Genomic DNA, 22567 nt, shown 5'->3' on the forward strand with positions numbered 1-22567 from the left:
TTACTGCGGCGAGCGCCGCTCGGGCGGCCGCAGCGACAGCGGCACAGCGTCCGTCACCTCGCGCGCCTCGATGTCCACGACATCGCCAGCCGGCGGCTTGTGGCCGGCCCACGGGTTCTTGTTGACGCGAAAGCTCAGGTTCGGCTTGCGGCCGGTCAGCAGGCTGATCAGCAGGAAGGTGACAAAGCCGAGCAAGGCGATCACGAAAAGGCCGAGGCCGATGAGGGCCCCGACGACGAGCATCAGCAGGCGAAACAGCGAACGAAACAGGCGCATGACCAACATTCTGAACCGGATCAACCGCGCCCGACGAAAGGCATGTTGGTGGCCATGACCGTCATGGTCTGCACATTGGCCGACAGCGGCAGGCCGGCCATGTAGACGACGGCGCGGGCGACGTCTTCCACGTCCATGCGCGGCTCGACGGCGATGCTGCCGTTGGCCTGGGGCACGCCACGCAGCATCTTCTCGGTCATCTCGGTGGCGGCATTGCCGATGTCGATCTGGCCACAGGCGATGTCGAAGGCCCGGCCATCCAGGCTCAGCGCCTTGGTCAGGCCGGTGATCGCATGCTTGGTGGACGTGTAGGGCGCCGAGAACGGCCGCGGCGCATGGGCCGAGATGGAGCCGTTGTTGATGATGCGGCCGCCGCGCGGGTCCTGCGTCTTCATCAACGCGAACGCGGCACGGGCGCAAAGGAAGCTGCCGGTCAGGTTGGTATCGACAACCGCGCGCCACTGGGCCACCGTCAGCTCGTCGATGGGCACCGGCGGCGCGCCCATGCCGGCGTTGTTGAAGAGCAGGTCCAGCCGACCGAAGCGCTCGCGCAGTTGAGCAAATGCCGCGTCGACCTGGGCCTCGTCGGCCACGTCGGCGGGCAGCACCAGCGCCTCGGGCAGGGTGTCGCGCAGGGCGGCCTCGCGCCTGCCCATCAGCGCCAGCGTCCAGCCCTTGGCCGCCAGCGCGCGGGCAACGGCCCGGCCGATGCCCGAGCCGCCGCCGGTGACGAGGGCGACCTTCATCAGCGGCCGATGGGCGCGAGCAGCGTGCGCTGCACCCAGCCGCTGAAGTTGGCGGCGTCGACCTTGACGAAGCCGTCCTTGACCTCGCCCGTCGCGACCAGCTCGTCGCTGCGGTTCAGCGTCGCGACGACCTTGCTGTCGCGCGACGGCGCGGCATAGGCCTTCACGTTGGAAATCTTGGCTGCCATCATCTGGCCGGCATTGACCGGCGCGCCGGCTTGCGTCGAAGCCCCGGCGTTGGCGTCGCCGGAAGCGCTGCCGGTGCGGATCAGGCTGCCCTGGTCACGGATGGTGAGGACGATCTTGTTGAAGTTGTCCAGGAAGCTGGCCGCGATGAGCTTGCCCTCGGCCGTGCTGGTGTAGCCGCCCATGCCGCCGATGGCACCGCCGCCGAAGCCCCAGCCGCCGATGGAGAAGTCCATCTTGCTGGCCTTGCCCTCGGCCGCGGCCACCTGGATGCTGGAACGCACATCGGCCAGCAGCAGGCTGGTGGAAGCGTCCTTGAACTTCAGGCCGCCGGCGATGGCACCGAGCACGCCGAGCTTGCCGCCCAGGAAGCCGCCGAGGCCGCCACTGGTGTTGGCGCCGATCTGCACATTGGGCGTCATGACGAAGTCGGCCGCCTGCATCTGGCCCTTGCCAATGTTGGACTCCTGACGCATCTCGCCGGCCGCCGCCAGCGAGCGCTCCTGCTGGATGTTCTGCATGGCCTGGCCGCGCTCGACCACGTCGAAGCAGCCGGACTGCTGGACCATCATCCGCAGCAGGGCGGCGGGCGAGCCCAGGCCGTACTGCGACAGGTGGTTCCAGCCATGCTGGGGTTCGGTCACCGCCAGCACGCCCAACTTCTTGGGGCATTTCTCGACGGCGGAGCCGCCTTCCTCCGTTTGGGCCATGACGGATGTCGTCAGGCCAGCCAGCATCAGCGCGCACAGGGTCTTGTTCATATCGTCATTCCTCCAGAAAACGAGGATTGTGCCCAGGCCGGCCGCTGTCGGCATCCCCTTTCCCCATGAGCAAGGTCGCCTGGATCAGGGTCGCAGCACGAAGCGGTGCGCCGTCTCGCCGGGCAGAAAGGCCAGCGGCTCAGCCGCCAGCCAGGCGGCGTGGTCGCTGCGGTAGAAGGGCGACAAGGGATGGCCGCTCTGGCCACCCGGGATGACGAGGATGCCGCGCTCCTCATGACCGGGCGAGACCACCATGCGTTCGCTCTGGCCGTGGCCACGGTCGTGCACGCGGGGCATGTGGGCATCACCGGCCATGCCTTGGGAGGCCTGGTCCAGCCAGGGAGCAAGCGGCGGCACGGCGCCGCTCAGCGGGTGGCGCATGTGGGTGAGGTTCTCAGCGCCCCAGGTGGCGGCGGCGAGGCTGCCGTGCTTGGCGAGCAGCTCCTTGCGGCTGTCGAGCACGGCGCGCTGCAGCAGCTCCGGCCAGTTCTTGAAGCCCGCCGGCAAGGTGTCGGGCCGCGCGGTCTGCACCAGTGCCCAGCCGGGCGTCTCCGGCACCAACTTCAGGTCACTCAGCTTGGCGCCCTGCGCCTCCATCAGGCCGGCCAGCGGTGCGAACAGGCTGCCGAGCGTCTTCAGGCGGAACGAGCGCACCAGCAGATAGCCGACCGCATCGGGGCGCGCGGCATCGGCGCTCTGCTCGACTTCGGCACGGTAGTCGGCCAGTCCGTTCGCGGCGACGAAGTCGGGCGTCAAGACCTGGGCCAGCAACAGCTGCCGCCAACGCTGCAGGAAGAGCGCGCGGTCGTCGAGCTGGATGGCGTGCAGGCCGGCCTCGTCGAGCTTCTCATGGGCTCGCAGGCCGTCTCGGATCTGCTGGCCGCGTGCGCCGACATCCCAGCCGCCATTGCCGACGAGCTTCATCGCCTCGCCGCCGATCATGCGGGCATTGGCCGTCCACAGCCGGCCGTCGGGCGGATCGACCAGGCGGGGGTGCTCGGCAGCGTTGAGATAGCCCTGCCAGCGCGAGCGGCCGTCGCTCCAGTCCTGCGGGCGGTCCGGGTCATCGCCACCCACGCGTCTCGGGATGGCGCCGATGACGGTCCAGGCAATGCGGCCGCTGGCATCGCCCACGACCAGGTTCTGCGCCGGCATGCCCGCGCCCACTGCCAGCTGCACGGCGTCGTCGACGCTGGTGGCGGCCTCAAGCTGCATCAGCCGAAGGTTCATGCCTTCAGCGTCATGGGCCACCCAGCGCAGCGCATAGGCCTGGCCCGCTGGCGCCTTCTGCGGCATCACGGGACCCCATTCGCTTTCCAGCACGACATGGTCGACCGCCGCCTCGCCGGCCACCTCGATGCGCTCGACCACACGGCGCAGCGGCCGCTCCGTACCGCCCGCCATGTAGTGGGAGCCGGCGGCGTTGAGCTTGAGCGTGACGACATCGGCCCAGTCGGACGTGGTGTTGGTGAAGCCCCAGGCCACGCGGCCGTTGCTGCCGACCAGCAGCAGCGGCGTGCCGGGCAGGGTCACGCCGGCGATGTCGTGGCTGCCGGCGCTGCCCTTCCATTTCACGCGGGTCTTGAACCAGGTGCCCGGCGAGCGCAAGCCGAGGTGCATGTCGTCGGCGACGATGGCGCGGCCCTCGGCACCACGCGATGCGGCGACGGCGAAGTTGTTGCTACCAAGGCTGCGCGAATCCCGCAGGCTGCAGTCGCTGCAGGCCGTCTTGGCGGCGCGCAGCGTATCGGGCAAGGGTCCGGCGGGCAAAGGCACGGCGGCCATGCGGCTGTCGTCCAGCGCGGCCTGCCAGTCGGCGCTGTGCTGGGTCAGGAAGGCGTACCAGTCGGCCGGCACAGCCTGATGCAGCAGGCCCATCGCGATGTCGTCGCGGCCCTGGGCGCCTTGCAAGTCGAGGTACATGCCGTAGCCGACGAGCAAGGTGTCGACCGCCGTCCATGCCTTCGGCACCTGGCGCAGCAGGAAGTACTCGGGCGGCCGGCTCGACAGTGCCGCCAGGCCGGCGTTGACGCCGCTCACATAGGCGTCCAGCAGCGCGCGTTCGTCGGCCGGCAGCGCGGCGACACCGGCCTCGGCGCGGTGGCGGAAGCGGTGCAGCCGGCGCGCCTTGTCCAGCGGCAGCGCCTTCGCGCCCACCAGCGCCGACAGCTCGCCGGCGGCATTGCGCCGCATCAGGTCCATTTGAAAGAAGCGCTCCTGCGCATGGACGAAGCCCAGGCCACGCGCCACGTCCAGCCGGGTCTCGGCCGTCAGCGTCAGGTAGCCGCGGGCGTCCCGCTGCGCCTCCGCCGGCGCAGCCAGCGCCGGCAGCGCCCGTTCGCCGTCGAGCTGAGCCAGGCTGCCGCGCAAGGCCAGCCACAACGCCAGGGCGAGCAGCAGCACGAGCAGCAGCAGGCCGCCAAGGACGCGCTTCAGCCAGACCATCAGAAGGTGCCGGGGAAGCTGCCGCCGTCGAGCAGGATGTTCTGCCCGGTCAGATAACCGGCCTGGGCGCTGCACAGCATGGCGCAGATGGCGCCGAACTCGGCGGCGCTGCCGAAGCGCTGGGCCGGAATGGCCGCACGCCGCTTGGCCGCGACTTCATCGACCGCGACCCCGGTCTTGGCCGCACCCGCGGCCATGGTCTTCTTCAGGCGGTCGGTGTCAAAGGCGCCCGGCAGCAGGTTGTTGATCGTCACGTTGGCGCCGGCCAGGCGCGGCTGGCGGGCCAGGCCAGCAACGAAACCGGTCAGCCCCGAGCGCGCGCCGTTGGACAGGCCCAGCACGTCGATGGGCGCCTTCACGGCGCCGGAGGTGATGTTGACGATGCGGCCAAAGCCGCGCGCGGCCATCGCATCGACGGTCGCCTTGATCAGCTCGATGGGCGTCAGCATGTTGGCGTCGAGCGCGGCGATCCACTGCTCGCGGCCCCAGTCGCGGAAGTCGCCCGGCGGCGGGCCGCCGGCGTTGTTGACGAGGATGTCGACCTGGGGGCAGGCGGCCAGCGCGGCGGCACGGCCTTCCGCTGTGGCAATGTCACCGGCAACCGCGCGCACCTCGACGGCCGGGTTCAGCGCCCGCAGCGCCGCGGCCGTCGCGAGCAGATCCGCCTCACCGCGCGCCGTGATGACGACATGGGCGCCCTCGCCCACCAGCGCCTCGGCGCAGCCGCGGCCCAACCCCTTGCTGGCGGCGCAGACCAGCGCCCAGCGGCCATTCAGTCCCAGATCCATGTCAGCTCTCCGGCATCACAAGCAGCGCGCATCATCGCGCGAGCCGAGCCGGCTGCCGCCGGTCACCGCCAGAACTTGCCGTCAGGGCCGACGATGGACACGTCGGTGAACTCCAGACCGTTGTGCTCCTTCTCGGTGTAGTTCACCTGCAGGCCGCCGAGGTCGATGCGCGAGCCTTCCAGCGCCTTGGCAAAGCTGTCGCGGCTGATGTCCTTGCCGGCACGCTTGAGGGTTTCGACGATGAGCTTGGCAGCGGCGAAGCCTTCGAGTTGGGCCGGCGTCAGCTCGCCTCGGCCGGCGGCCTTGGCCAGGCCCAGGGCCTCGCGCACCAGCGGGTTGGAGGTGGAGCGCTCGTACGGAAAAAGCTGGGTCACGACGATGCCGCGGGCGTTTTCGCCGAGCGCCTTGACGAACTCGCTGGAGGCGTTGTTGGACAGCGTCGCCACATGGGCCGTCGAGCCCGCGGCGCGCAACGCATTGACGCCTTGGACGACGGCATAGGCCGGGCCGATCAGCACGACGGCTTCGATGCCGGCCTTGGCGATCGCCTGCATGGTGGGCGCCAGGTCGGGCTTGTTGCGGTCGAAGCGCAGGTTGGACAAGGCCCGCAGCTTGAGATCGTCCAGGCCCTTGATCGCGCCCTTACCGGCGTCGTTGCCGAAGGGGTCGTTGACCTGCACGATGGTGATGCGCTTGACGCCTATGCCGACCAGGTGCTTGACCGCGCGCTCGGCCTCCTTCTGGTAGCTGGCGCGCAGGTGGTAGACCCAGGGCTGCACCGGCTCGCGCAGGCCGATGGCCCCGGTGGCAGGCGCAATCAGCGGCAGCTTGTTTTCCTTCAGGACCGGCAGCATGGCCTCGGTCGGGCCGGTGCCGCGGCTGAGCATCAACGCGAGAACGCCCTGGCTGGCCAGCGACTTCGCCGCCGCGACGGCGGTCGCCGTGTCGTACTTGTCGTCCTGCGTGACGAGTTCGATGTTCTGGCGGTTGATGCCGCCCTGGGCGTTGACGGCGTCGAAGTACAGGCGCGCGCCCTCGGCGCTTTCACGCACGATGCCGGCCACCGGCCCCGAGAACCCGGCCACCATGCCGATGCGCAAGTTGCTCTGGGCTAACGCGCCATTCATTGCCATGCAGGTGGCGAACGACGCCACAAAGCCGACCCAACGCTTCATTGTTTTTCTCCTGGCCACGCGCCGAGGAGGCGCGATCTGGCGGCGGATTGTGGGGCCGCCTCCCCCGCTGCCAGCAGCCCCGCCGCCCCAGGAAAAACCCGGGCTTCACCGGGTCCGAATGCGCATTTCGACCGCTTTTGCCGGGCCTACACTCTGGCCGCCCTCGCGCACCCCCATGCCGGAAAGCCCCCTGCCACCGCCAACCGTTCGACCGCCACAGAAGCCCGCACATCTGTTCGGCTGGCAGCGCAATTCGCTCACCTTCGCCGTCGTGCTGGCCCTTCTGCTGGGGCTGCTGCTGCCGACGACGGCCGTGCTGCTCTACGACGGCCAGAAAACACGTGCGACGGCGATGGAGGACCTCAAGCGCGACCTCGCGCGCGCCACCGAGGTGATGGCGCTGTCGTTAGCCGAGCCGGTCTGGCAGGTGTCGCCCGACCTGGCCGACCCCATGGTCAAGGCGCAGATGGATGACCCGCGTTTCGTTTCGGTGCAGGTCATTGAGCCGGCGTCGTCAACGCCTTTCCTGTCGCAGCAGCGCCCGGGCGACGTCGACAGCGACCTGGTGCTGAGCCAGACCCGCCCCATCCAGCGCGACGGCCGCGAGATCGCCAAGCTGACCGTGCGCATGAGTGCCGCGCCGCTGCTGCAGGCCAAGCAGGCCGAGGTGTGGCGCACCGTCTGGCGCAGCGGCCTCACGCTGACGCTGTCGCTGGTGCTGATGCTCTGGGTGCTGCAACGCTATGTCATGCGGCCGATGACCGAGCTGACCGGCGCGGCCGAGGCGCTGGCCGCCGGCCGGCTGGAGCAGCCGCTGCGCGTGGGTGGCGCCGACGAGATTGCGCGTGTGGGCGTGGCCATGGAGCGCATGCGCCAGGCGCTGTTGTCGGCCTTCGAGGCGCTGCGCCAGCACAACCTCAACCTCGAAGAGACCGTCGCCCAGCGCACGGCCGAACTCACGACCAGCAACGCTGAACTGTCAGAGGCGCTGGAGACGCTGCAGACCGCGCAGCGCGAGCTGGTCGAGTCGGAGAAGCTGGCCTCGCTGGGTCGCCTGGTGGCCGGCGTGGCGCACGAGCTGAACACGCCGCTGGGCAATGCGCTGACCGTGGTGTCGACGCTGGACGACCGCTACAAGCAGCTCGAAGCCATGCTGGCCGGCAACGTGCAGATGCGCCGCAGCACGCTGGAAGATCTGGCCCGCGACACGCGGCGCGCCCAGGACATCCTGCAGCGCAATGTGCAGAAGGCGGCCGACCTGGTGCGCGACTTCAAACAGGTGGCCATCGACCAGACGGCCGACCTGCGGCGCGACTTCGACCTCGGCAAGGTGGTCGAGGACGTGCTCGTCATGGTCGAACCCAGCTTCAAGCACACGCCCTTTGTCATCAACACCGACCTTTGCCACGGCCTGATGATGAACAGCTACCCCGGCGCGCTTGGCCAGGTGCTGACCAACCTGCTGATGAACGCCCTGCTGCACGGCTTCGAAGGCGTCGAGCAGGGCCGCGTGACCGTGCATTGCGCGCCGCTGAACGACATCGAGGCGGAGCTCAGCGTCACCGACGACGGCCGCGGCATGGACGAGTCGGTGCGGCGGCGCATCTTCGACCCGTTCTTCACGACCAAGCTGGGCACGGGCGGCTCAGGCCTGGGCATGCACATCGTGCACAGCATCGTGACCAATGTGCTGGGCGGCCAGATCGAGGTGCGGTCGACGCCCGGCGAGGGCACGCAGATGCTGATGCGCCTGCCGCTGGTCGCGCCTCAGCGCGCCGGCGGCGAGGCGGCGGACAGTTACTGAGACGCCGCCGAAGCGGGGGCCGACGCTGCGTCGACGGCAGCCGCCACGGCGGCAGAAGCTGCCGCGGACGCGGCCATGTCGGAGGATGCCGCTGGCGCCGGCTCATGGCTGCTGGCAATGCCATGCGATTCGCCGCTGAGGTCGATATCGCCGCCGCTCTTGGTCAGGATGAACAGCGCCAGTGCCGCAAAAGCGATAAACGCGACGATCAACTTCCACATGCTCGTGTCTCCACAGGTTTGTACTGCGGCGCATTCTGGCGGCCGAGGCTGACGCTCAACTGAAGGCGAAGCGCTCGCGGCCGCCGTTGCCGGCGCTGAAACTCAGCTCGTGGTCGCGGCTTGCGAAGTCGATGCGCAAGGCGGCCCATTCGCCGGCCTGCTGCCAACGCAGGCGCAACTCGTCATTGCCGCTGGCCTCGACGCTGAAGCCGCCGGCAAAGGCCGGGTGGTGGTTGCGCAGCTTGATCAGTTCGATAAGGCGGCGCACGACTGGGCGTTCGCAGTTGCTCGTGATCTCCGCCTGGCTGTAGTGGTGACGGTTGATGTCGCGACCGACCTGGCTGCTGGCCAGCAGGTCCATGTCGTTGTGGCCGGCCAGCAGGCCAACGTAATAGACCTGGGGCACGCCGGGCAAGAAGAACTGCAGGGCGCGGGCCAGCAGATAGGCCGTTTCGTCGCGGCCCATGGCGTCGAAGAAGCTGCAGTTGACCTGGTAGAGGTCGAGGTTGCTGGCCGCTGCACCGGTGGCCTGGCGGCTCTGGCCGCCGCTGACGGCATGGATGCGTTCCACCAGCGCGTCCAACTCCTCGGGCGGCACGAGGCCGGGATGGGCAGCGCGGTCGCTGGCATCGGCGCCGATGTCGATGATGCCGATGCCGTCATGCGTGTCCAGCACGGTCAGCGCATTGGTCGGGCGGATGGCGATCCAGCGCTTGAGCGCTGCCGCCGTCTTGAAGTTGAAGGCGTGCAGCACCAGCGGCGGCAGCGCGAAGTCGTAGACCCAGTCGACCTTGGCCGCGATCTCGATCTGGCGCTGGTGGTAGGCGTGGATCTCGACCAGCACCTCGATGTCCAGCGCCCTCGCCTCGGCCGCGAACTCGGCGATGAAGTCGAAGGTCTCGGCCATCATGAAGCAGTTGGAGCCGGCCTTCTTGATGGCATAGCCGACGGCGTCCAGCCTCACCATGCGGATGCCGTTGGCGGCGAAGGTGCGCAGGATGCCGGCGAGATAGGCGCGGCCCTGCGGGTGTTGAACGGCGATGTCGATCTGCGCGGCGGTGAAGCTGGTCCACAGGATGCGGCGCTCGCCGTTCTTCAACTGCGCATAGGTCAACGGCAGGCCCGGTCGCGGGCGGTAGACGGCCAGCAGGTCCCGCTCGGTGGCGCCGTTCGGGAAGACGGCGTCCAGCGTCAGGAAGAGGCCGGCATAGGCTGAGGCATCGCCTTTCTCTGAGTAGTCGAGGAACTGCGGCGACTCGCTGGACATGTGGTTGACGATGACGTCGGCCATCACGTCGATGCCCTCGGTCAGCGCCTTGAGGTCGGCCCATTGCCCCAGGCGCGGGTCGACCTGCGTGTGGTCGATGGGATCGAAGCCGGCGTCGGCGCCGTCGATGGCATGGAAGAACGGCAGCAGGTGCACGCCGCCGAACACGCCATGCAGGGGCGAGCCGGGCTCGCAGAGCAGGCGCTTCAGGCGCGCAAGGTCGGCGCCGTCGCGCTGGCCGCCGAGGCGGTCGACATAGGTGATGAGCTGGACTTGGTTCTTCATGATTGAGCGGGACGGACGCGCAGCACGCAGACGGCCGCCAGGGCCAGCAGCACGCCGGCCAGGCGGATGACGTTCTCGGGCCGACCGCCCAGCAGGCTGTCGTAGAGCAGCGGCAAGGTCACCGCCTGGATCAGCATGGGGATGACGATGAACATGTTGAAGATGCCCATGTAGACGCCGGCGCGCTCGGGCGGGATGCTGCCCGCCAGCAGCACGTACGGATTGCCCATGATGGAACCCCAGGCCAGGCCGATGCCCACCATGGGCAGGAAGAGCCAGGCCTTGTCATGGATACCGGGCAAGGCCCACATGCCGGCCGCAGCGCAGGTCAGCGCAAAGGCATGCACCCATTTCGCGCCGAGGCGCTTTGTGAACGGCACCATCGCGAACGCGGCGACAAAGGCGACGGCGTTGTAGAAGCCGCCGACCTGGCCGTTCAACAAGGCGGCATCGCGGAAGCCGGCGCTGTGCGGGTCATCCGTGCCGAAGACGGTGGCGGCCAGCGTGGGCACGATGTAGATCCAGTAGCACATCATTCCGTACCACTGGAACAGCGCCATCCACCACAGCCGGCGCATCGTGGAAGGCATGTCGCGCAGTGCGGCCCAGATTTCGAGCAGCGTCGGCCCCAAGCCATGTGGGAGCGCGCGCAGGCGGGCGATCTCTTCGGCTGGCAGCGGCAACTCGGGCACCTTGCGCACGGACCACCACACCGTCGTGAACGACAGCAGCGCGCCGATGACGAAGGCCAGTGTCGTCACGACGGGGATGCCGTTGGCACCGAGCGCGTCCTTGTTCATGCCGAAGAAGACCAAGAGGCTGGGCGTCAGATAGGCCAGCGTCTGCGCCAGGCCGGTGAACGACGCCTGCGTGAGGAAGCCGCTGGCGTGCTGCTCCGGCCGCAGCCGGTCGCTGACGTAGGCGCGGTAGGGCTCCATCGTCACGTTGTTGGCCGCGTCCAGGATCCACAGCAGGCTGGCCGCGAACCACAACGCGGGGCTGAAGGGCATGGCCAGCAGGCCGAGGGAACAGAGCAGCGCACCGATCAGGAAATAAGGCGTGCGCCGGCCCAGGCGATGGGTTGTGCGGTCGCTCATGGCGCCGATGATGGGCTGCACCAGCAGGCCCGTGACGGGGCCGGCTAGCCAGAGGTAAGGCAGGTCCTTGCCCTCGGCGCCAAGCATCTGGTAGATCGGGCTCATGTTGGCCTGCTGCAGTCCGAAGCTGAACTGGATGCCGAGGAAGCCGACATTCATGTTCACGATCTGGGAGAACGACAGGTGGGGCTTGTTCATGCGCGGTCCTCCACCGGCAGGGCGTGCAGGGCTTCGCGCCACGGGACCAGTAACGCCGCGTCCGCAGGTAGCGGACCACGTGCGCCACAGATCATCGCGGCGTAGCGGTTGGCCAGGGCCAGGGCAGCGCTAAGGTCGCGGCCCAGCGACAGGCCGGCCAGCAGCATGGCCGTGAAGCCATCGCCCGCGCCGACGCTGTCGACGAAGGCCCGCTGGGCCACGCCCTCCCCCGCCGCCAGCAAGCGGCCTTGCTGGCCGTACAGCGCATAGCCCGCAGCACCGCGTGTGACGACCAGGCGCTGCAATGCGAAGCGCGCCATCAGCGCCGGCAACGTGGGCTCGAACCACGCGAGCAGGCAGTCGAGCTCATCCTCATTGAGCTTGACCCAGTCGGCCAGCATCAGCGACTCGGCAGCCAGCTCGGGCGTGTCGGTGCCCGGGCGCAGGTTGAGGTCCAGCAGGCGCGGACCTGACGCCCCCTTGACGCTCGCGCGTATGGCCGCACGCGACACCGCATGGCGCTGGGCCAGGCTGCCGAAGTAGACGATGCCAGCGGCCGCTGCGGCAGGCGCTTCGAGGTGGTCCCAGGCCGCGTCGGCATGGATCTCGAAGCGGTGACCACCGACACCGTCCTCATGCACGCCGACGCGGCCGGTCGCGTGCGTGGTATCGCGCTGGATGCCGCAAGCAGCGAGGTCGAAGCGTGCGGCGCTGTCCAGCACGAGGCGCCCGGCGGCGTCGTCCGCGCCGATGCGGCTGACGAAGCGCACCGGCACGCCTAATGCCGCCAGCGAGCGCGCCACGTTGAAGGGCGCGCCCGCAGCCACCGGGCCGTCGTGGAACTCATCCACCAGGGCTTCGCCGAGCACGAGGATCGGCGCCATCAGAAGCTGTAGCGCAGCGACGCCTTCACCGTGCGGCCGGTGTAGGCCCGCGCAGCGCCCCGACCGTCGTTGCTCTCGGTGTAGGCCAGCTCGTTGAGGAGGTTGTTGGCCGCCAGCGAGAGCGTCACGCGGTCGTTCAGCACATAGCTGGCGAATGCGTTGACGACGGTATAGGCCGGCAGCGTGATGGTCAGCGGTCCGGTCGGGCCGTCATCCAGGCTCTTGGTGGTGCCGACGATGCCGACACCCACGGTCAGGTCGTCGCCGATGTTGGCGGTGGGCGTGAGCTGGTAGACAACCTTGGCCTGGCGCTTGGGCGCACGGCCATCGGCTTGGCTTGCATCCGTGTAGGTCAGGCCGCCCAGCACATTGAAGACGCCCCAGCGCGCCGAGGCTTCCAGCTCCAGGCCCTTGCTGCGGTAGCTGTTGGCGCGAGCGACGATGGGGTTGGTCGTCACGTCGACATTGACCTCGTCAGTCTTGGCATGGAAGAGCGTCGCGAACAGGCTCATGCCGCTGCCGCGGATCTTGATGCCGGCCTCAAGCTGCTTAACCTTGTTGGTCGGGATGGTCGGGCTCTTGCCGTTGACGAGGTCGGGGTTGTTGAAGAAGGTGATGCGGTCGGCGTTATAGGCGGCACCGTCGGAGTAGCGGGCGAAGACGGAGAAGTCCTTGCTCAGCGCGTAGTTGCCACCCAACGAGTACGAGGTGCGGCCGAAGTCGTAGTCGATGACGTTGGGCTTGGTCAGGTCATAGGCCAGGCCAGCGTTGGACTGGTAGTAGGCACCGCTGGCCTTCTGGTTGTCGCGACGCAAGCCGATATCCGCCGACAGCGCGCCGGACTCCAGGTTGAGCACGAGGTAAGGCGCGTTGGTCGTGTACTTGCTGTCCTGTGTGTTGCTGCAGCAGCCGCCGAAGCCGGGCGAACCGTTGACGATGCCGGGCACGTTGAGCACACGGGCGCCGTCCTGGTCGGCCGACAGCGAGTACTGGTTGAAGTTCCACGTCAGGTCAAGCTTCTGGACCGAGGTGTACAGGCCGGCCACGGCGCTGAGCTTGGCACCACTGCCGAGCGCGAAGTCGCGCGAGAACTTGAGGTCGTTGGCCATCAGGCCGGCGTTGTCCACCTTGGTGTTGAAGACGACGGCGGTGAACTTGTTGCCGCTGTAGGCCGCACCAGCGCCCGGGCCGGTGGCGAGGATCGTGCCGGCGGGCGCTGCGGTCACGTCGTCGCCAGGGAAGATGCCGATGAAGCGGCCGGAGTTCTTGCTCCACGAGAACTTGTTCTGCAGGCGGAAGCCGCCACCGGCGTCGAGGTCCACCTCGGCGCCGAAGGCATCGCTCTTGGCGGCGAGGCCGTCGCGGATATTGCTGGCGGCGCGACCGTTGGTGTTGGTCAGCGTGTTGTCCAGCGGCCAGGCGGCGTCGTAGAAGGCGGCGCGGCGCGGGTCCAGGCCGGGGATCTCCTGGATGCTGCCGTTGACATAGCGCACCGGTGTGGGCATGAAGGTCGGCGTGTGGTCGTCCAGGTGCTTGAGGCTGAAGCGCACGAAGCTCTTGCCCTCCAGCTCGAACGTGACGTTGGCCCGCACCTGCCCACCGTTCTCGGCGCCGTCGGCGCCCTTGCGGCCACCGTCGCCGACGCGGTAGAAGCCGCCGATAAAGAAGCGGGTCTTGGGCGCCAGGCGGCCGCCGTAGCCGATGTCGACACGGGTCTGGTCGAAGTCCAGACCCTGTGTGAGCTGGAGGCTGCCGCCCGGCTCCTGGCCGGTCTTGCTGATGAAGTTGATGATGCCGCCCGGCGCGCCGGTGGCCAGCAACGCGGCGGAGCCGCCGCGCACGACCTCAAGCCGCTCGAATCCGGCATCGGCGCGCATCCAGGTGTCGGGCGTCGCAAAGGCGATGTCGCCGAACTGCAGCACGGGCAGGCCGTCTTCCTGGAACTGGATGTAGCGCGCACCGCCGGCGGAGACCGGAATGCCACGCACGGCGACATTGGCGTTGGACTCGCCACCGCTGGCCTCGGCGCGGATACCGGGCACGCCGCGCAGCAGGTCGGTCGAACTGGCGGCGGTGACGGCGGCGACCCCTTCGCTCTCGATGGTCGAGATGGCGACGCTGGAGCGCATCTTGGACTTGGCCGTCGACGTGCCGGTGATGACGACGGCGTCGAGCTTGAGGCCGTCGGCGGTCTCGCTCGCCGCCTGTTGGGCCTGCGCCGCTGCACCACCCACGGTCAGCGCAACGGCGACGGCGAGAGGCTTGAGTGCTGGGTGGCGGCGGGTCCGGACGGCGGTGGTCGGGCGTTGGCTGGTCATGGTGTCTCCTGTTGTCGGCATGCGTTCGCCTTCTGCGAGGCGGGGCGGCGGCGCGCTAGCGGTGCGCCGTCCGTGTCGACATTCTGCTCGGCCATCAATCGTTTTGCAATCGATTGCATTTTAGTGAAAACACCTATCTTCGAGAGATTCTTCTCACCAATTGACTGCAGCTTGCAAACGATAGTCAAGCGTCCCGCAGACGGGACGCGCGGTAGTTCAGCTCAAGCTCAGCCTTCGGTTTGGGGCGCGCTTTCGCGCAGCTTCAAATAGACCGGCATCGTGCGCGGCTCGGCGCGTTGCCCGCGCAGCTGGGCCAGCAAGGCCTCGACCAATTCAATGCCGGCTTCCGCCACCGGCTGGTGCACCGTCGTCAACGGCGGCTCGCAGTAGGCGGCGAGCGGCATGTCGTCATAGCCGATGACGGCGACATCGCCCGGCACGCTGCGGCCCCCGGCGCGCAGAGCCTGGATGGTCAACAGCGCCAGCACATCGCTGCAGCAGACAACGGCGTCGAAGTCACGTCGCATCGCGCAGAACTGCTGCAGCACGCCGGTCGCCACCCCGGGCTCGAAGGGGGCCGCCACTTCCAGTCCCGCATCGACCGCGAGCCCAGCCTCGCGCAGCGCCTGCGCATAGCCCTGGCGGCGAAGCCAGACCTCGGGAAGGTGGGCATCGCCAACGAAGGCGATGCGACGCCGGCCAAGCTGCAGCAGATGGCGCGTGGCCAACGTGCCGCCCAGCACGTTGTCGCCGCCGACGCTGCAGTAGAGCTGCTGCGGCAGCTCGCCGCCCCACACCACCAGCGGCAGCTTGCGCGCGGCCATCTCGTTGAGCTGGTCATGGTGGCGCCATTGGCCGATCAGCACGACGCCGATGGCCTTGCCGGAATCGAACCAGCCCGCCGCAAGATCCAGGCGCTCGGCGTCGACTCGCGACAGCAGCATGTCGTAGCCGCGGTCCGTCAATGCGTCGGCGATAGAGCCGACGATGGACAGGAAGAAGGGATCGGAGATGTGCTGGCGCGATTTGGCGTCGTACGGCACGACGACGGCGATGGTCCTGTTCTCCTGCAGCCGCAGGTTGCGTGCGCCCAGGTTGATCGAATAGTTCAGCGATCGAGCCAGTTCGGCGACGCGCTGGCGCGTCTCGGCATTCACCAGCTCGCTGCCGTTGAGCGCCCGCGACACGGTGGACACGGAGACGCCCGCCAGGCGCGCGATGTCCACCATCTGCAGCCGCCGCTGCTCGCTGGTGCTGGTATCGGTGGAACTCGGCGAAGCTTTGGACTTGGGCATCGGCGGCATCGTAAGCAGGCCCTGGCACAACCGCTACACAAGCCACGCAGCGCACAACGAAAAAAGGCCGGCGGGTGCCGGCCTTTGGGTTGAGTCGGGTCGGGCGGCGTGCTTACCGCGCGACATGGCTCATTCTTGCCAGCCGGCTCGCATGCCGGCCGTACTTCGGCAGCCGTCGGACAGGCCGCGGGGCCCATCCTCGGTGCGGCTTCAGTCCTTTGCGTAGATGTCGACGTCCTTGGTCTCACGCACGAACAGCACGCCGATGACGAAGGTCATCACGGCGATGACGATGGGGTACCAGAGGCCGTGATAGATGTTGCCGTTCTGGGCCACCATGGCGAAGGTGATCGAAGGCAGCATGCCGCCGAACCAGCCATTGCCGATGTGATACGGCAGGCTCATCGAGGTGTAGCGGATACGGGTCGGGAACATCTCCACCAGCATGGCCGCGATCGGGCCATAGACCATGGTCACGTAAAGCACCAGGATGAACAGGATGCCGATGACCAGAGGCACGTTGGCCTTGGCCATGTCGGCCTTGGCCGGGTAGCCGGCGGCCGTCATCGCAGCACCCAGGTCCTTCTTGAAGGCGGCGATGGCCTTGACGCTGGCTTCGTCGAACTTGTGCTCGGTCAGCTTGCTGGCGGTCGGGACGGCGATTTCCTTGTCGCCCACCTTGACCACGGTCGGCGCACCGGCTGGGGCCTCGACGGTCTCGGAGCTGGCCGACGACTGGGCCAGCGCGCGCTTGGCGATGTCGCAGGCGCTCGTGAAGTCGACTTCACGTGCCAGCGGGCTGCCCTGGAAGGAGCAGCTGGCCATGTTGGTGGTCAGCGTGACCTTCTGGGTCTCCTGGGCCTTGGCAAGGTCCGGGTTGGCGGCAGCGGTCAGCGCCTTGAACAGCGGGAAGTAGGTGACGGCAGCGAGCAGCAGGCCGGCCATGATGATCGGCTTGCGGCCGATCTTGTCCGACAGCGTGCCGAAGATGACAAAGAACGGCGTGCCCAGAATCAGCGAGATCGCAATCCAGATGTTGGCACTGGCCGCTTCGACCTTGAGCACCGACGTCAGGAAGAACAGCGCGTAGAACTGGCCCGTGTACCAGACCACGCCCTGGCCGGCCACCAGGCCGAAGAGGGCCAGCAGCACGATCTTCAGGTTCTTCCACTGGCCGAAGGACTCGGACAACGGCGCCTTGGAGGTCTTGCCCTCGGCCTTCATCTTCTGGAAGGCGGGCGACTCGTTCATGCTCAAACGAATCCACACCGAGATGCCCAGCAGCAGGATGGACAGGATGAACGGAATGCGCCAGCCCCAGTCGCCGAACTCCTTCTCGCCCAGCGCGGTGCGCGTGCCGAGAATGACCATCAGCGACAGGAACAGGCCCAGCGTCGCCGTCGTCTGGATCCACGAGGTGTAGGCGCCGCGCTTGCCGTGCGGCGCATGCTCGGCCACGTAGGTGGCGGCACCGCCGTACTCGCCGCCGAGGGCCAGGCCCTGCAGCAGGCGCAGGATGATCAGGATGACCGGAGCGGCAGCGCCGATGGTCGCGTAGGTGGGCAGCACGCCGACGATGAACGTCGACAGGCCCATGATCAGGATGGTGACCAGGAAGGTGTACTTCCGGCCGATCATGTCGCCAAGGCGGCCGAACACCAGCGCGCCGAAGGGGCGCACGATGAAGCCGGCGGCAAAGGCCATCAGCGACGCGATGAACGCGGCGCCAGGCTCAAGGCCCGCGAAGAACTGCTTCGCAATGATGGCCGCGAGCGAACCGTAGAGATAGAAGTCGTACCACTCGAACACCGTGCCCAGTGAGGAGGCGAAGATGACCTTCTTCTCCTCCTTGGTCATCGGCGTCGCGGCCGTGGAAGTCGCAGTTGCCATGAAAGTCTCCGTCTGTAGTCGGACCGCCCCACGCCGGGGCCGTCCTTGGGGCGGACTATTCACACCGCCTCTGACCGTGTTCTGACGCGAGTCTGAATCGAGGCTGACAAACTCCGCACGAACCCCAGGTCAACATTTCTCAATGCGGGAAATCGCGGGCGTCACGGGTAAGTCCCGAGTCTGGTTGTGAACCGAAGTTGACTAATGCCGCCGCGTGACGCCAGGGCGCGGACGGCCGGCCTCTTCCCATATGCCCGTCCGAAACCAGGGGTCACCCGCCAGCGCGGCGCGCAGCATGGGCAAGGCGTCCTGGCCCCAGAACAGGCGACCATCAAGTTCAACCGTCGGCACGCCGAACACACCGAGCGCCAGCGCTGCCTCCGTCTCGCTGCGCAGCCGCTGCTTGATGGCGTCCCCGGCCGGGTCCTGCGCGGGCGCCAGGCGTTCGGACAGTGCGGCGAGGCGGGCAGCATCGCCGGCATCCGCGCCGCCACCGCGCCAGACATGGTGGAAGAGCTGCTCGACGACCCAGCGCCCCGGCGTATCGCCCGGCTGACCTTCGAGGGCGGCGCAGGCCCAAGCCAGGCGCAGCAGCGGCAGCGGGTTGAAGGGATGCTGGGCGGGTGCGTCCAGCACGACCCCCTGGCAGTGCGCCAGCCAGGCCACCTGGCGGAAGGTCCAGCGGCGCTTGGCCTCGATCTCCGCCGGCCCTTTCTGACCCAGCGCCTGCAGCAGGGCTGCAAAGAGAATGGGCCGGTAGACGACCTCCACGCTGTGCCCCGCCAACGCTTCAGGCAGGGCCTCGAACGCCAGCGCGGCGTAGGGTGAGATGGGGTCGAAGTAGAAGGTCAGCTGTTTCACAGGCAGCCTTGCGGGTTGGTTGCTGGGCCCAGCCAGACGCCGAGGCGCTGCAGTTCGACGCGACGCGGCGGCAGTTCATCGAGCACGCGGCGTTGCACGGCATCAGGCGCGCCGCCCCAGCCGGCAATCTCGTCGAGGCTGCGAGCGCAGCCCCGGCACCAGCCGCTGGCGGCATCCATCTGGCAGACGTTGATGCAGGGCGACTTCAGCATGTCACCCTCACTGCACGACATCGATGACCGGCGCGCCAGTGAGCTTCTCCAGATCGGCCGGCGTCAGCTTGAACACGCCGTTGGGATGCCCGGCCGCAGCCCAGATGATGTCGAAGCGGAACAGCTCGCGATCGATGAAGAGCTGGGGCGCAGACAAACCGTCGGCAGGTGCGAAGCCGGCTGGCGAGACGCCGCCGATTGAGAAGCCCGTGCGCGCCTTGACGAAATCGGCATCGGCCCGGCCGAGCGGGCCGGTGTGGGGCTTGAGCTTCACTTCGTCAACGCGCTTGTCGCCCGAGGTGATGACGAGCACAGCCGAGTCGTCGCCCTTGCGGCGGAACACGACGGATTTGGCGATTTGGCCGAGCGCCACACCCAGCGCGTCGGCCGCTTCCTGCGCGGTTCGGGCAGCAACGTCCAGCCACAGCGGTGGGTACGGATGCTGCCGTGCCGCAAGCGCGGCGCTGACGCGCTGGAAGCCTTCGGGTCGGGTGTCGCGGGGTTCGAGTTCAGCCATGGCCGCGATTGTGTCGCGGCGCCTGCTCAGTCGTGACCCTTGCCATGGCCCTTGCCTTTGTCCTTGTCTTTGCCATGGCCCTTGTCCTTGCCGTGACCCTTGTCTGGGCCCTTGCCACCGTGGTCATGCCCGCTGTAGCGCTGTTCGTACCAATCCTCACGGACGAAATAGACCGGCATGCCACAGGCGTTGTAGCGCCCGCAATGCTTGGCCCAGTTCTTCTGGTGACCGGGTGGGATGCGCATGTAGACAGGCTCGACATGCACCGGCCGGCGTTGCACCCAGATGGGCTCGCGCAACACCACCGGCGGCGGTGCGTTGCCGATGTCGATGCGGCCGTAGAAGCCGGGCTGGCCAATCTGCACGGACACGCCGACATCCGTGGCGTGCACGGTGCCGGCCAGCAGAGTGGCGCTCAGGGCGAGGACGATTTTTCTCATGATGTTTCCTTCACGGCGGGGGCATGCCACGGCGGCCTTTGCCGATCATCGTCACGGCTCTGCGCCCGCCTGGCACTGCACCGATTCGACCACGCGCGGGCGTTCAGCGGTCAATGGCACGAAAAGCGGGTTCGCCACACGCACCGGAACGACGTCGAGGCTCGCACCAAGCACCGTGTAGTCCTCGCTTCCATGCCCGGCGCTGCACCAGCCCACCAGCCCCGGGCTGCGGTGCAGGCGGAACTCGAAGCCGATGTCCGGCGCCGTGTCGTCGGGCCGCGGGTTGGCCCGGTAGGCCAGGCCGCGCACTTCGGCAGCAGGGCCGTCGAGCAGTTGGGTCATCGCACCGAGGATGCAGCCATCGCCGAGGATGTCGAGGAAATAGCGGTCCGTCTCCAAGCCGGGCTTGAAGCCGGGAGCAGCCGGGTCGATGCACGGCGCACGCAGCTTGTGTGGTGCGGGCGTCGTCGCGCCGCTGGCGAGGTCATGGTGGTCGCCGCGGTCCAGGTATGACAGCCGCGCACCGCGCAGGTTGAAGGCCGGCAGGGCAGCGTCGTGGGTCGCCCCGCCCAGGTCGACGAGCAGGGCACCGCTGCCGCCCAGCACTTCCAGCCGCCCTCCCTTGATGACAACGGCCGCGTTCTCATCGACGCCCAGGCCGAGGCGGTAGCCCAGGGCCTGCATGGCCGGCAACATGCGACCGATGCGGCCGCGCTTGAGGAAATGCTGGTCGATCAGCAGCGCCGGATCGACGAAGCCGAAACCCTGGTCGTACTCGCGGCCAGCGCGCCACTGGCCTTTCAGCACGGCAAGGTTGTCCATCGCGTCACGGAACATCAGCCGGCTCATGACGGCCGCGCCCGCGCTGGTGCCAGCCACGACGCCGCCCGCCGCGAAGACGGCACGTATGGCGTCCAGCATCGCTGTCGGTTGGCCCGCCGGCTGCAGCGTGTCGACGATGAACTCCTGAGAGCCGCCCGAGAAAAACACGCCCCGGGCTGCAGTCACGCGGGCGATCAAGGCCTCATTGCGCAAGGCGGTCTGCAGGTCGACGCCTTCGAGATGCGGCGCCACCGGGATGACCTCGGCGCGTGCGCCGCAGCGGTTCAGCGCCCCGACGATCTGGGCAGCGACGCGCTCCGGATCAGCCGCCGCCGTCGGGAAGACGGCGATGGCAGCGCCGGCACCGCCAGCCTCATCGACGATGCGCTGCCAGACGGCGTCACTGTCCGCCTTGAGCGCGCCGCCGATGACGATGACGGTGCCTGCATGGGTTGGACTGGGCAAGATGGCCGCCGGGCGTTCGGGATTCACAAGCCGTCATCTTGGCAGGCCCGCGACCCGTCCGATACCGGGAGAGGTCCGGAGAGAAGAAAGGCCGGTGACCAAACGATGCCGGCGTGTCGCCGATCCAGGCTACTGGGGCGCCGAAGCGGCTGCGGCCGAAGCCGCCGAAGCCGCGGTAGCCGGTGCAGCCAGCGGCTGCCGCGGTGGCGCCCAACCGCCGTACAGCGGCATGGGCAGTCGCACGGGCGTGATGTCGAGGTAGAGGTTGGTGACGGTGAACTGTTCGCCGCCAAACTCCTCGGTGCTCCAGCCCAGTGAGTCCGAGCCTTTGTAGATGCGGAAGAGGAAGCCCAGCTCGCCGAGCGGGTCGTTGGTGCGCGGCAGCACGTCGAAGGCCAGGCCCTTGACCTCCTTGCGCACGCTGTCGATGAGCCGGCTCATCGCGCCCGAGATCGTCGAATCGCCCAGCATGTCGAGGTGGAAGACGTCGTCGGTGTAGTACGGCTTGAAGTTGGGGGACTCGGCGTCGTGGACCTCGCCGCGCAGCTTGGGCGCCGACGGCGTCGTCGAGCGCGCACGCATGTGGAAGCGGTCGCCGTGCTCCAGGTAGGAAAGCCGGGCGCCCTGCACGTTGAAGGCACCCAGTGACGCGTCGCTCTTCGCTTCGGTCAGGTCGACGATCAGCGCGCCGCGGTCGCCGACGACCTCGATCTCGTCACCGCGGATGACCGCCGCCGTGTTCTCGTCCACGCCCAGGCCCAGCTTGTAGCCCTTGGCCATCATGAGCGGGATCATGCGGCCGAAGCGGCCGCGCTTGAGGAAGTGCTGGTCGACGAAAAGGTGCGGCCCAACAAAGCCCAGGCCGCGGTCGACCTGCTTGCCATCGGCGAAGCGACCCTTGAGCACATTCATGACGCTGGGCGCGTCGCGGAACATGATGGTGCTCATGATGGCAGCCCCCGCGGAGGTGCCTGCGACGACGCCGCCCTTGCGGTAGACATCCCAGATGGCTTCCAGCATCGGCGTGCTCTGGCCACCGGGCTGCAGCACGTCGACGATGCGCTCCTGCAGGCCGCCGGTGAAGAACACGCCCTTGGCGGCCTTGACCTTGGCGATCAGCGCGGGGTCACGCACGACCTTGGTCAGGTCCACCCAGGAGAACTTGGGCGCCACCGGCAAGGCCTCGGCGACGGCGCCGCGACGCTGCAGCAGGTCGACCACCTGCTTGGCGCTGGCCTCCGGGTCCTCGCTCGCGGTGCCGAACACGACGAAGCGCGCACCCTTGCCACCGGCCAGCTGCACGATGCGCTGCCACACCTCATCGTTGTCGGCTTTGAGCGCGCCGCCGATGGGCACGGCGTAACCGCGGATCGGCGGTTCGGCATCCGGGACCGGCACCAGCGCCGATTCAACCGGCGCGGGCCTGGCAGGTGTGGGCGCGGCCGTGCGCGGTGCCACCGCGGGTGGCGTTGCACGCAGCTGCCTGCTGCTCTGTGCCGATGTACTGGCGGCCGATGTCGTCGGGGGCGCCGCCTGCACGCCCATCGCCACGGCCATTGCCGCCAAACCCGCCCAGATCCATGCCCTCATGCCCACAACCTCCTTGGTCCGTCG

The 22567-nt window shown here is 68.2% G+C and carries 20 protein-coding genes; 1 reads left to right on the forward strand and 19 read right to left on the reverse strand.

The annotated features are described in order from the left end of the window. The 6 genes from ASC81_RS23615 to ASC81_RS23640 all read right to left on the reverse strand — a co-directional run bounded on the left by ASC81_RS23615 (window position 1) and on the right by ASC81_RS23640 (window position 6377). Complete coding sequence (locus tag ASC81_RS23615; RefSeq protein ID WP_156392396.1) at window positions 1-276, reverse strand: hypothetical protein; 276 nt, start codon at window positions 274-276, stop codon at window positions 1-3. A 20-nt stretch (window positions 277-296) separates the two neighbouring features. After that, window positions 297-1022 carry an SDR family oxidoreductase gene (locus ASC81_RS23620; RefSeq protein ID WP_056272981.1) on the reverse strand — a complete coding sequence of 242 codons (726 nt, stop codon included), beginning with the start codon at window positions 1020-1022 and terminating at the stop codon, window positions 297-299. Beyond that, a complete protein-coding gene (locus ASC81_RS23625) occupies window positions 1022-1969 on the reverse strand; it encodes a CsgG/HfaB family protein (protein ID WP_056272984.1) in 948 nt (315 codons plus the stop codon). Before ASC81_RS23625 ends, ASC81_RS23620 begins: the two co-directional genes overlap by 1 nt. Window positions 1970-2053: 84 nt before the next feature. Then, a complete protein-coding gene (locus ASC81_RS23630; RefSeq protein WP_056272987.1) occupies window positions 2054-4414 on the reverse strand; it encodes a penicillin acylase family protein in 2361 nt (786 codons plus the stop codon). Then, window positions 4414-5202, reverse strand: a complete 789-nt coding sequence (locus ASC81_RS23635) for an SDR family oxidoreductase (RefSeq protein ID WP_056272988.1) — start codon at window positions 5200-5202, stop codon at window positions 4414-4416. Before ASC81_RS23635 ends, ASC81_RS23630 begins: the two co-directional genes overlap by 1 nt. A gap of 62 nt (window positions 5203-5264) precedes the next feature. Then, window positions 5265-6377: an ABC transporter substrate-binding protein gene (locus ASC81_RS23640; protein WP_082536788.1), complete on the reverse strand. Its 1113-nt coding sequence runs from the start codon at window positions 6375-6377 to the stop codon at window positions 5265-5267. 175 nt (window positions 6378-6552) lie between these two features. On the opposite strand from ASC81_RS23640, the gene ASC81_RS23645 reads away from it, so the two are divergent. Then, the gene (locus ASC81_RS23645) at window positions 6553-8181 is read left to right on the forward strand and encodes a sensor histidine kinase (RefSeq protein WP_056272991.1); all 1629 of its coding nucleotides are present in this window, start codon (window positions 6553-6555) and stop codon (window positions 8179-8181) included. Here the strand turns inward: ASC81_RS23645 and ASC81_RS23650 are convergent. From ASC81_RS23650 to ASC81_RS23710, 13 genes are all read right to left on the reverse strand, one after another. Continuing rightward, window positions 8175-8402, reverse strand: a complete 228-nt coding sequence (locus ASC81_RS23650) for a hypothetical protein (RefSeq protein WP_056272994.1) — start codon at window positions 8400-8402, stop codon at window positions 8175-8177. The genes ASC81_RS23645 and ASC81_RS23650 overlap by 7 nt on opposite strands. Before the next feature lie 55 nt (window positions 8403-8457). Then, window positions 8458-9954, reverse strand: coding sequence for a sucrose phosphorylase (gene gtfA, locus ASC81_RS23655; protein ID WP_056272997.1), 1497 nt, complete (start codon window positions 9952-9954; stop codon window positions 8458-8460). Further along, window positions 9951-11249, reverse strand: coding sequence for an MFS transporter (locus ASC81_RS23660; RefSeq protein ID WP_056272999.1), 1299 nt, complete (start codon window positions 11247-11249; stop codon window positions 9951-9953). Before ASC81_RS23660 ends, gtfA begins: the two co-directional genes overlap by 4 nt. After that, window positions 11246-12133 (reverse strand): PfkB family carbohydrate kinase, encoded by an 888-nt coding sequence (locus tag ASC81_RS23665; RefSeq protein ID WP_056273001.1) that lies wholly within the window; start codon window positions 12131-12133, stop codon window positions 11246-11248. The genes ASC81_RS23660 and ASC81_RS23665 overlap by 4 nt, the downstream gene beginning before the upstream one ends. Then, window positions 12133-14451 carry a TonB-dependent siderophore receptor gene (locus tag ASC81_RS23670; protein ID WP_056273004.1) on the reverse strand — a complete coding sequence of 773 codons (2319 nt, stop codon included), beginning with the start codon at window positions 14449-14451 and terminating at the stop codon, window positions 12133-12135. Before ASC81_RS23670 ends, ASC81_RS23665 begins: the two co-directional genes overlap by 1 nt. Before the next feature lie 227 nt (window positions 14452-14678). Continuing rightward, a complete protein-coding gene (locus ASC81_RS23675) occupies window positions 14679-15746 on the reverse strand; it encodes a LacI family DNA-binding transcriptional regulator (protein WP_056273402.1) in 1068 nt (355 codons plus the stop codon). Between the two features lie 210 nt (window positions 15747-15956). Continuing rightward, the gene (locus tag ASC81_RS23680) at window positions 15957-17636 is read right to left on the reverse strand and encodes an MFS transporter (RefSeq protein ID WP_056273006.1); all 1680 of its coding nucleotides are present in this window, start codon (window positions 17634-17636) and stop codon (window positions 15957-15959) included. A gap of 201 nt (window positions 17637-17837) precedes the next feature. Next, window positions 17838-18497, reverse strand: a complete 660-nt coding sequence (locus ASC81_RS23685; RefSeq protein WP_056273009.1) for a 2-hydroxychromene-2-carboxylate isomerase — start codon at window positions 18495-18497, stop codon at window positions 17838-17840. Continuing rightward, the gene (locus ASC81_RS23690) at window positions 18494-18709 is read right to left on the reverse strand and encodes a DUF1289 domain-containing protein (RefSeq protein ID WP_235533754.1); all 216 of its coding nucleotides are present in this window, start codon (window positions 18707-18709) and stop codon (window positions 18494-18496) included. The genes ASC81_RS23685 and ASC81_RS23690 overlap by 4 nt, the downstream gene beginning before the upstream one ends. A 7-nt stretch (window positions 18710-18716) precedes the next feature. Further along, the gene (locus ASC81_RS23695) at window positions 18717-19226 is read right to left on the reverse strand and encodes a YbaK/EbsC family protein (RefSeq protein WP_056273014.1); all 510 of its coding nucleotides are present in this window, start codon (window positions 19224-19226) and stop codon (window positions 18717-18719) included. A 26-nt stretch (window positions 19227-19252) separates the two neighbouring features. Further along, window positions 19253-19666, reverse strand: a complete 414-nt coding sequence (locus tag ASC81_RS23700) for a hypothetical protein (protein ID WP_056273017.1) — start codon at window positions 19664-19666, stop codon at window positions 19253-19255. A gap of 51 nt (window positions 19667-19717) precedes the next feature. Further along, window positions 19718-20953, reverse strand: a complete 1236-nt coding sequence (locus tag ASC81_RS23705) for a cyanophycinase (protein WP_162245956.1) — start codon at window positions 20951-20953, stop codon at window positions 19718-19720. Between the two features lie 129 nt (window positions 20954-21082). Next, on the reverse strand, window positions 21083-22543 hold the full coding sequence (locus ASC81_RS23710) for a cyanophycinase (protein WP_162245957.1): 1461 nt from the start codon (window positions 22541-22543) through the stop codon (window positions 21083-21085). Window positions 22544-22567 lie beyond the last annotated feature (24 nt).

The sequence above is a fragment of the Pelomonas sp. Root405 genome, from assembly GCF_001425165.1.
In the GTDB taxonomy this organism is placed as follows: domain Bacteria; phylum Pseudomonadota; class Gammaproteobacteria; order Burkholderiales; family Burkholderiaceae_C; genus Pelomonas.

Bases quoted from the DNA above. Each gene is read 5' to 3' on its own strand.
- ASC81_RS23700 (WP_056273017.1), bottom strand. From the start codon at position 19,666: ATGAGAAAAATCGTCCTCGCCCTGAGCGCCACTCTGCTGGCCGGCACC.
- ASC81_RS23675 (WP_056273402.1), bottom strand. From the start codon at position 15,746: ATGCCCAAGTCCAAAGCTTCGCCGAGTTCCACCGATACCAGCACCAGC.
- gtfA (WP_056272997.1), bottom strand. From the start codon at position 9,954: ATGAAGAACCAAGTCCAGCTCATCACCTATGTCGACCGCCTCGGCGGC.
- ASC81_RS23670 (WP_056273004.1), bottom strand. From the start codon at position 14,451: ATGACCAGCCAACGCCCGACCACCGCCGTCCGGACCCGCCGCCACCCA.
- ASC81_RS23690 (WP_235533754.1), bottom strand. From the start codon at position 18,709: ATGCTGAAGTCGCCCTGCATCAACGTCTGCCAGATGGATGCCGCCAGC.
- ASC81_RS23615 (WP_156392396.1), bottom strand. From the start codon at position 276: ATGCGCCTGTTTCGTTCGCTGTTTCGCCTGCTGATGCTCGTCGTCGGG.
- ASC81_RS23625 (WP_056272984.1), bottom strand. From the start codon at position 1,969: ATGAACAAGACCCTGTGCGCGCTGATGCTGGCTGGCCTGACGACATCC.
- ASC81_RS23660 (WP_056272999.1), bottom strand. From the start codon at position 11,249: ATGAACAAGCCCCACCTGTCGTTCTCCCAGATCGTGAACATGAATGTC.
- ASC81_RS23630 (WP_056272987.1), bottom strand. From the start codon at position 4,414: ATGGTCTGGCTGAAGCGCGTCCTTGGCGGCCTGCTGCTGCTCGTGCTG.
- ASC81_RS23680 (WP_056273006.1), bottom strand. From the start codon at position 17,636: ATGGCAACTGCGACTTCCACGGCCGCGACGCCGATGACCAAGGAGGAG.
- ASC81_RS23695 (WP_056273014.1), bottom strand. From the start codon at position 19,226: ATGGCTGAACTCGAACCCCGCGACACCCGACCCGAAGGCTTCCAGCGC.
- ASC81_RS23645 (WP_056272991.1), top strand. From the start codon at position 6,553: ATGCCGGAAAGCCCCCTGCCACCGCCAACCGTTCGACCGCCACAGAAG.
- ASC81_RS23710 (WP_162245957.1), bottom strand. From the start codon at position 22,543: ATGAGGGCATGGATCTGGGCGGGTTTGGCGGCAATGGCCGTGGCGATG.
- ASC81_RS23665 (WP_056273001.1), bottom strand. From the start codon at position 12,133: ATGGCGCCGATCCTCGTGCTCGGCGAAGCCCTGGTGGATGAGTTCCAC.
- ASC81_RS23620 (WP_056272981.1), bottom strand. From the start codon at position 1,022: ATGAAGGTCGCCCTCGTCACCGGCGGCGGCTCGGGCATCGGCCGGGCC.
- ASC81_RS23640 (WP_082536788.1), bottom strand. From the start codon at position 6,377: ATGAAGCGTTGGGTCGGCTTTGTGGCGTCGTTCGCCACCTGCATGGCA.
- ASC81_RS23650 (WP_056272994.1), bottom strand. From the start codon at position 8,402: ATGTGGAAGTTGATCGTCGCGTTTATCGCTTTTGCGGCACTGGCGCTG.
- ASC81_RS23635 (WP_056272988.1), bottom strand. From the start codon at position 5,202: ATGGATCTGGGACTGAATGGCCGCTGGGCGCTGGTCTGCGCCGCCAGC.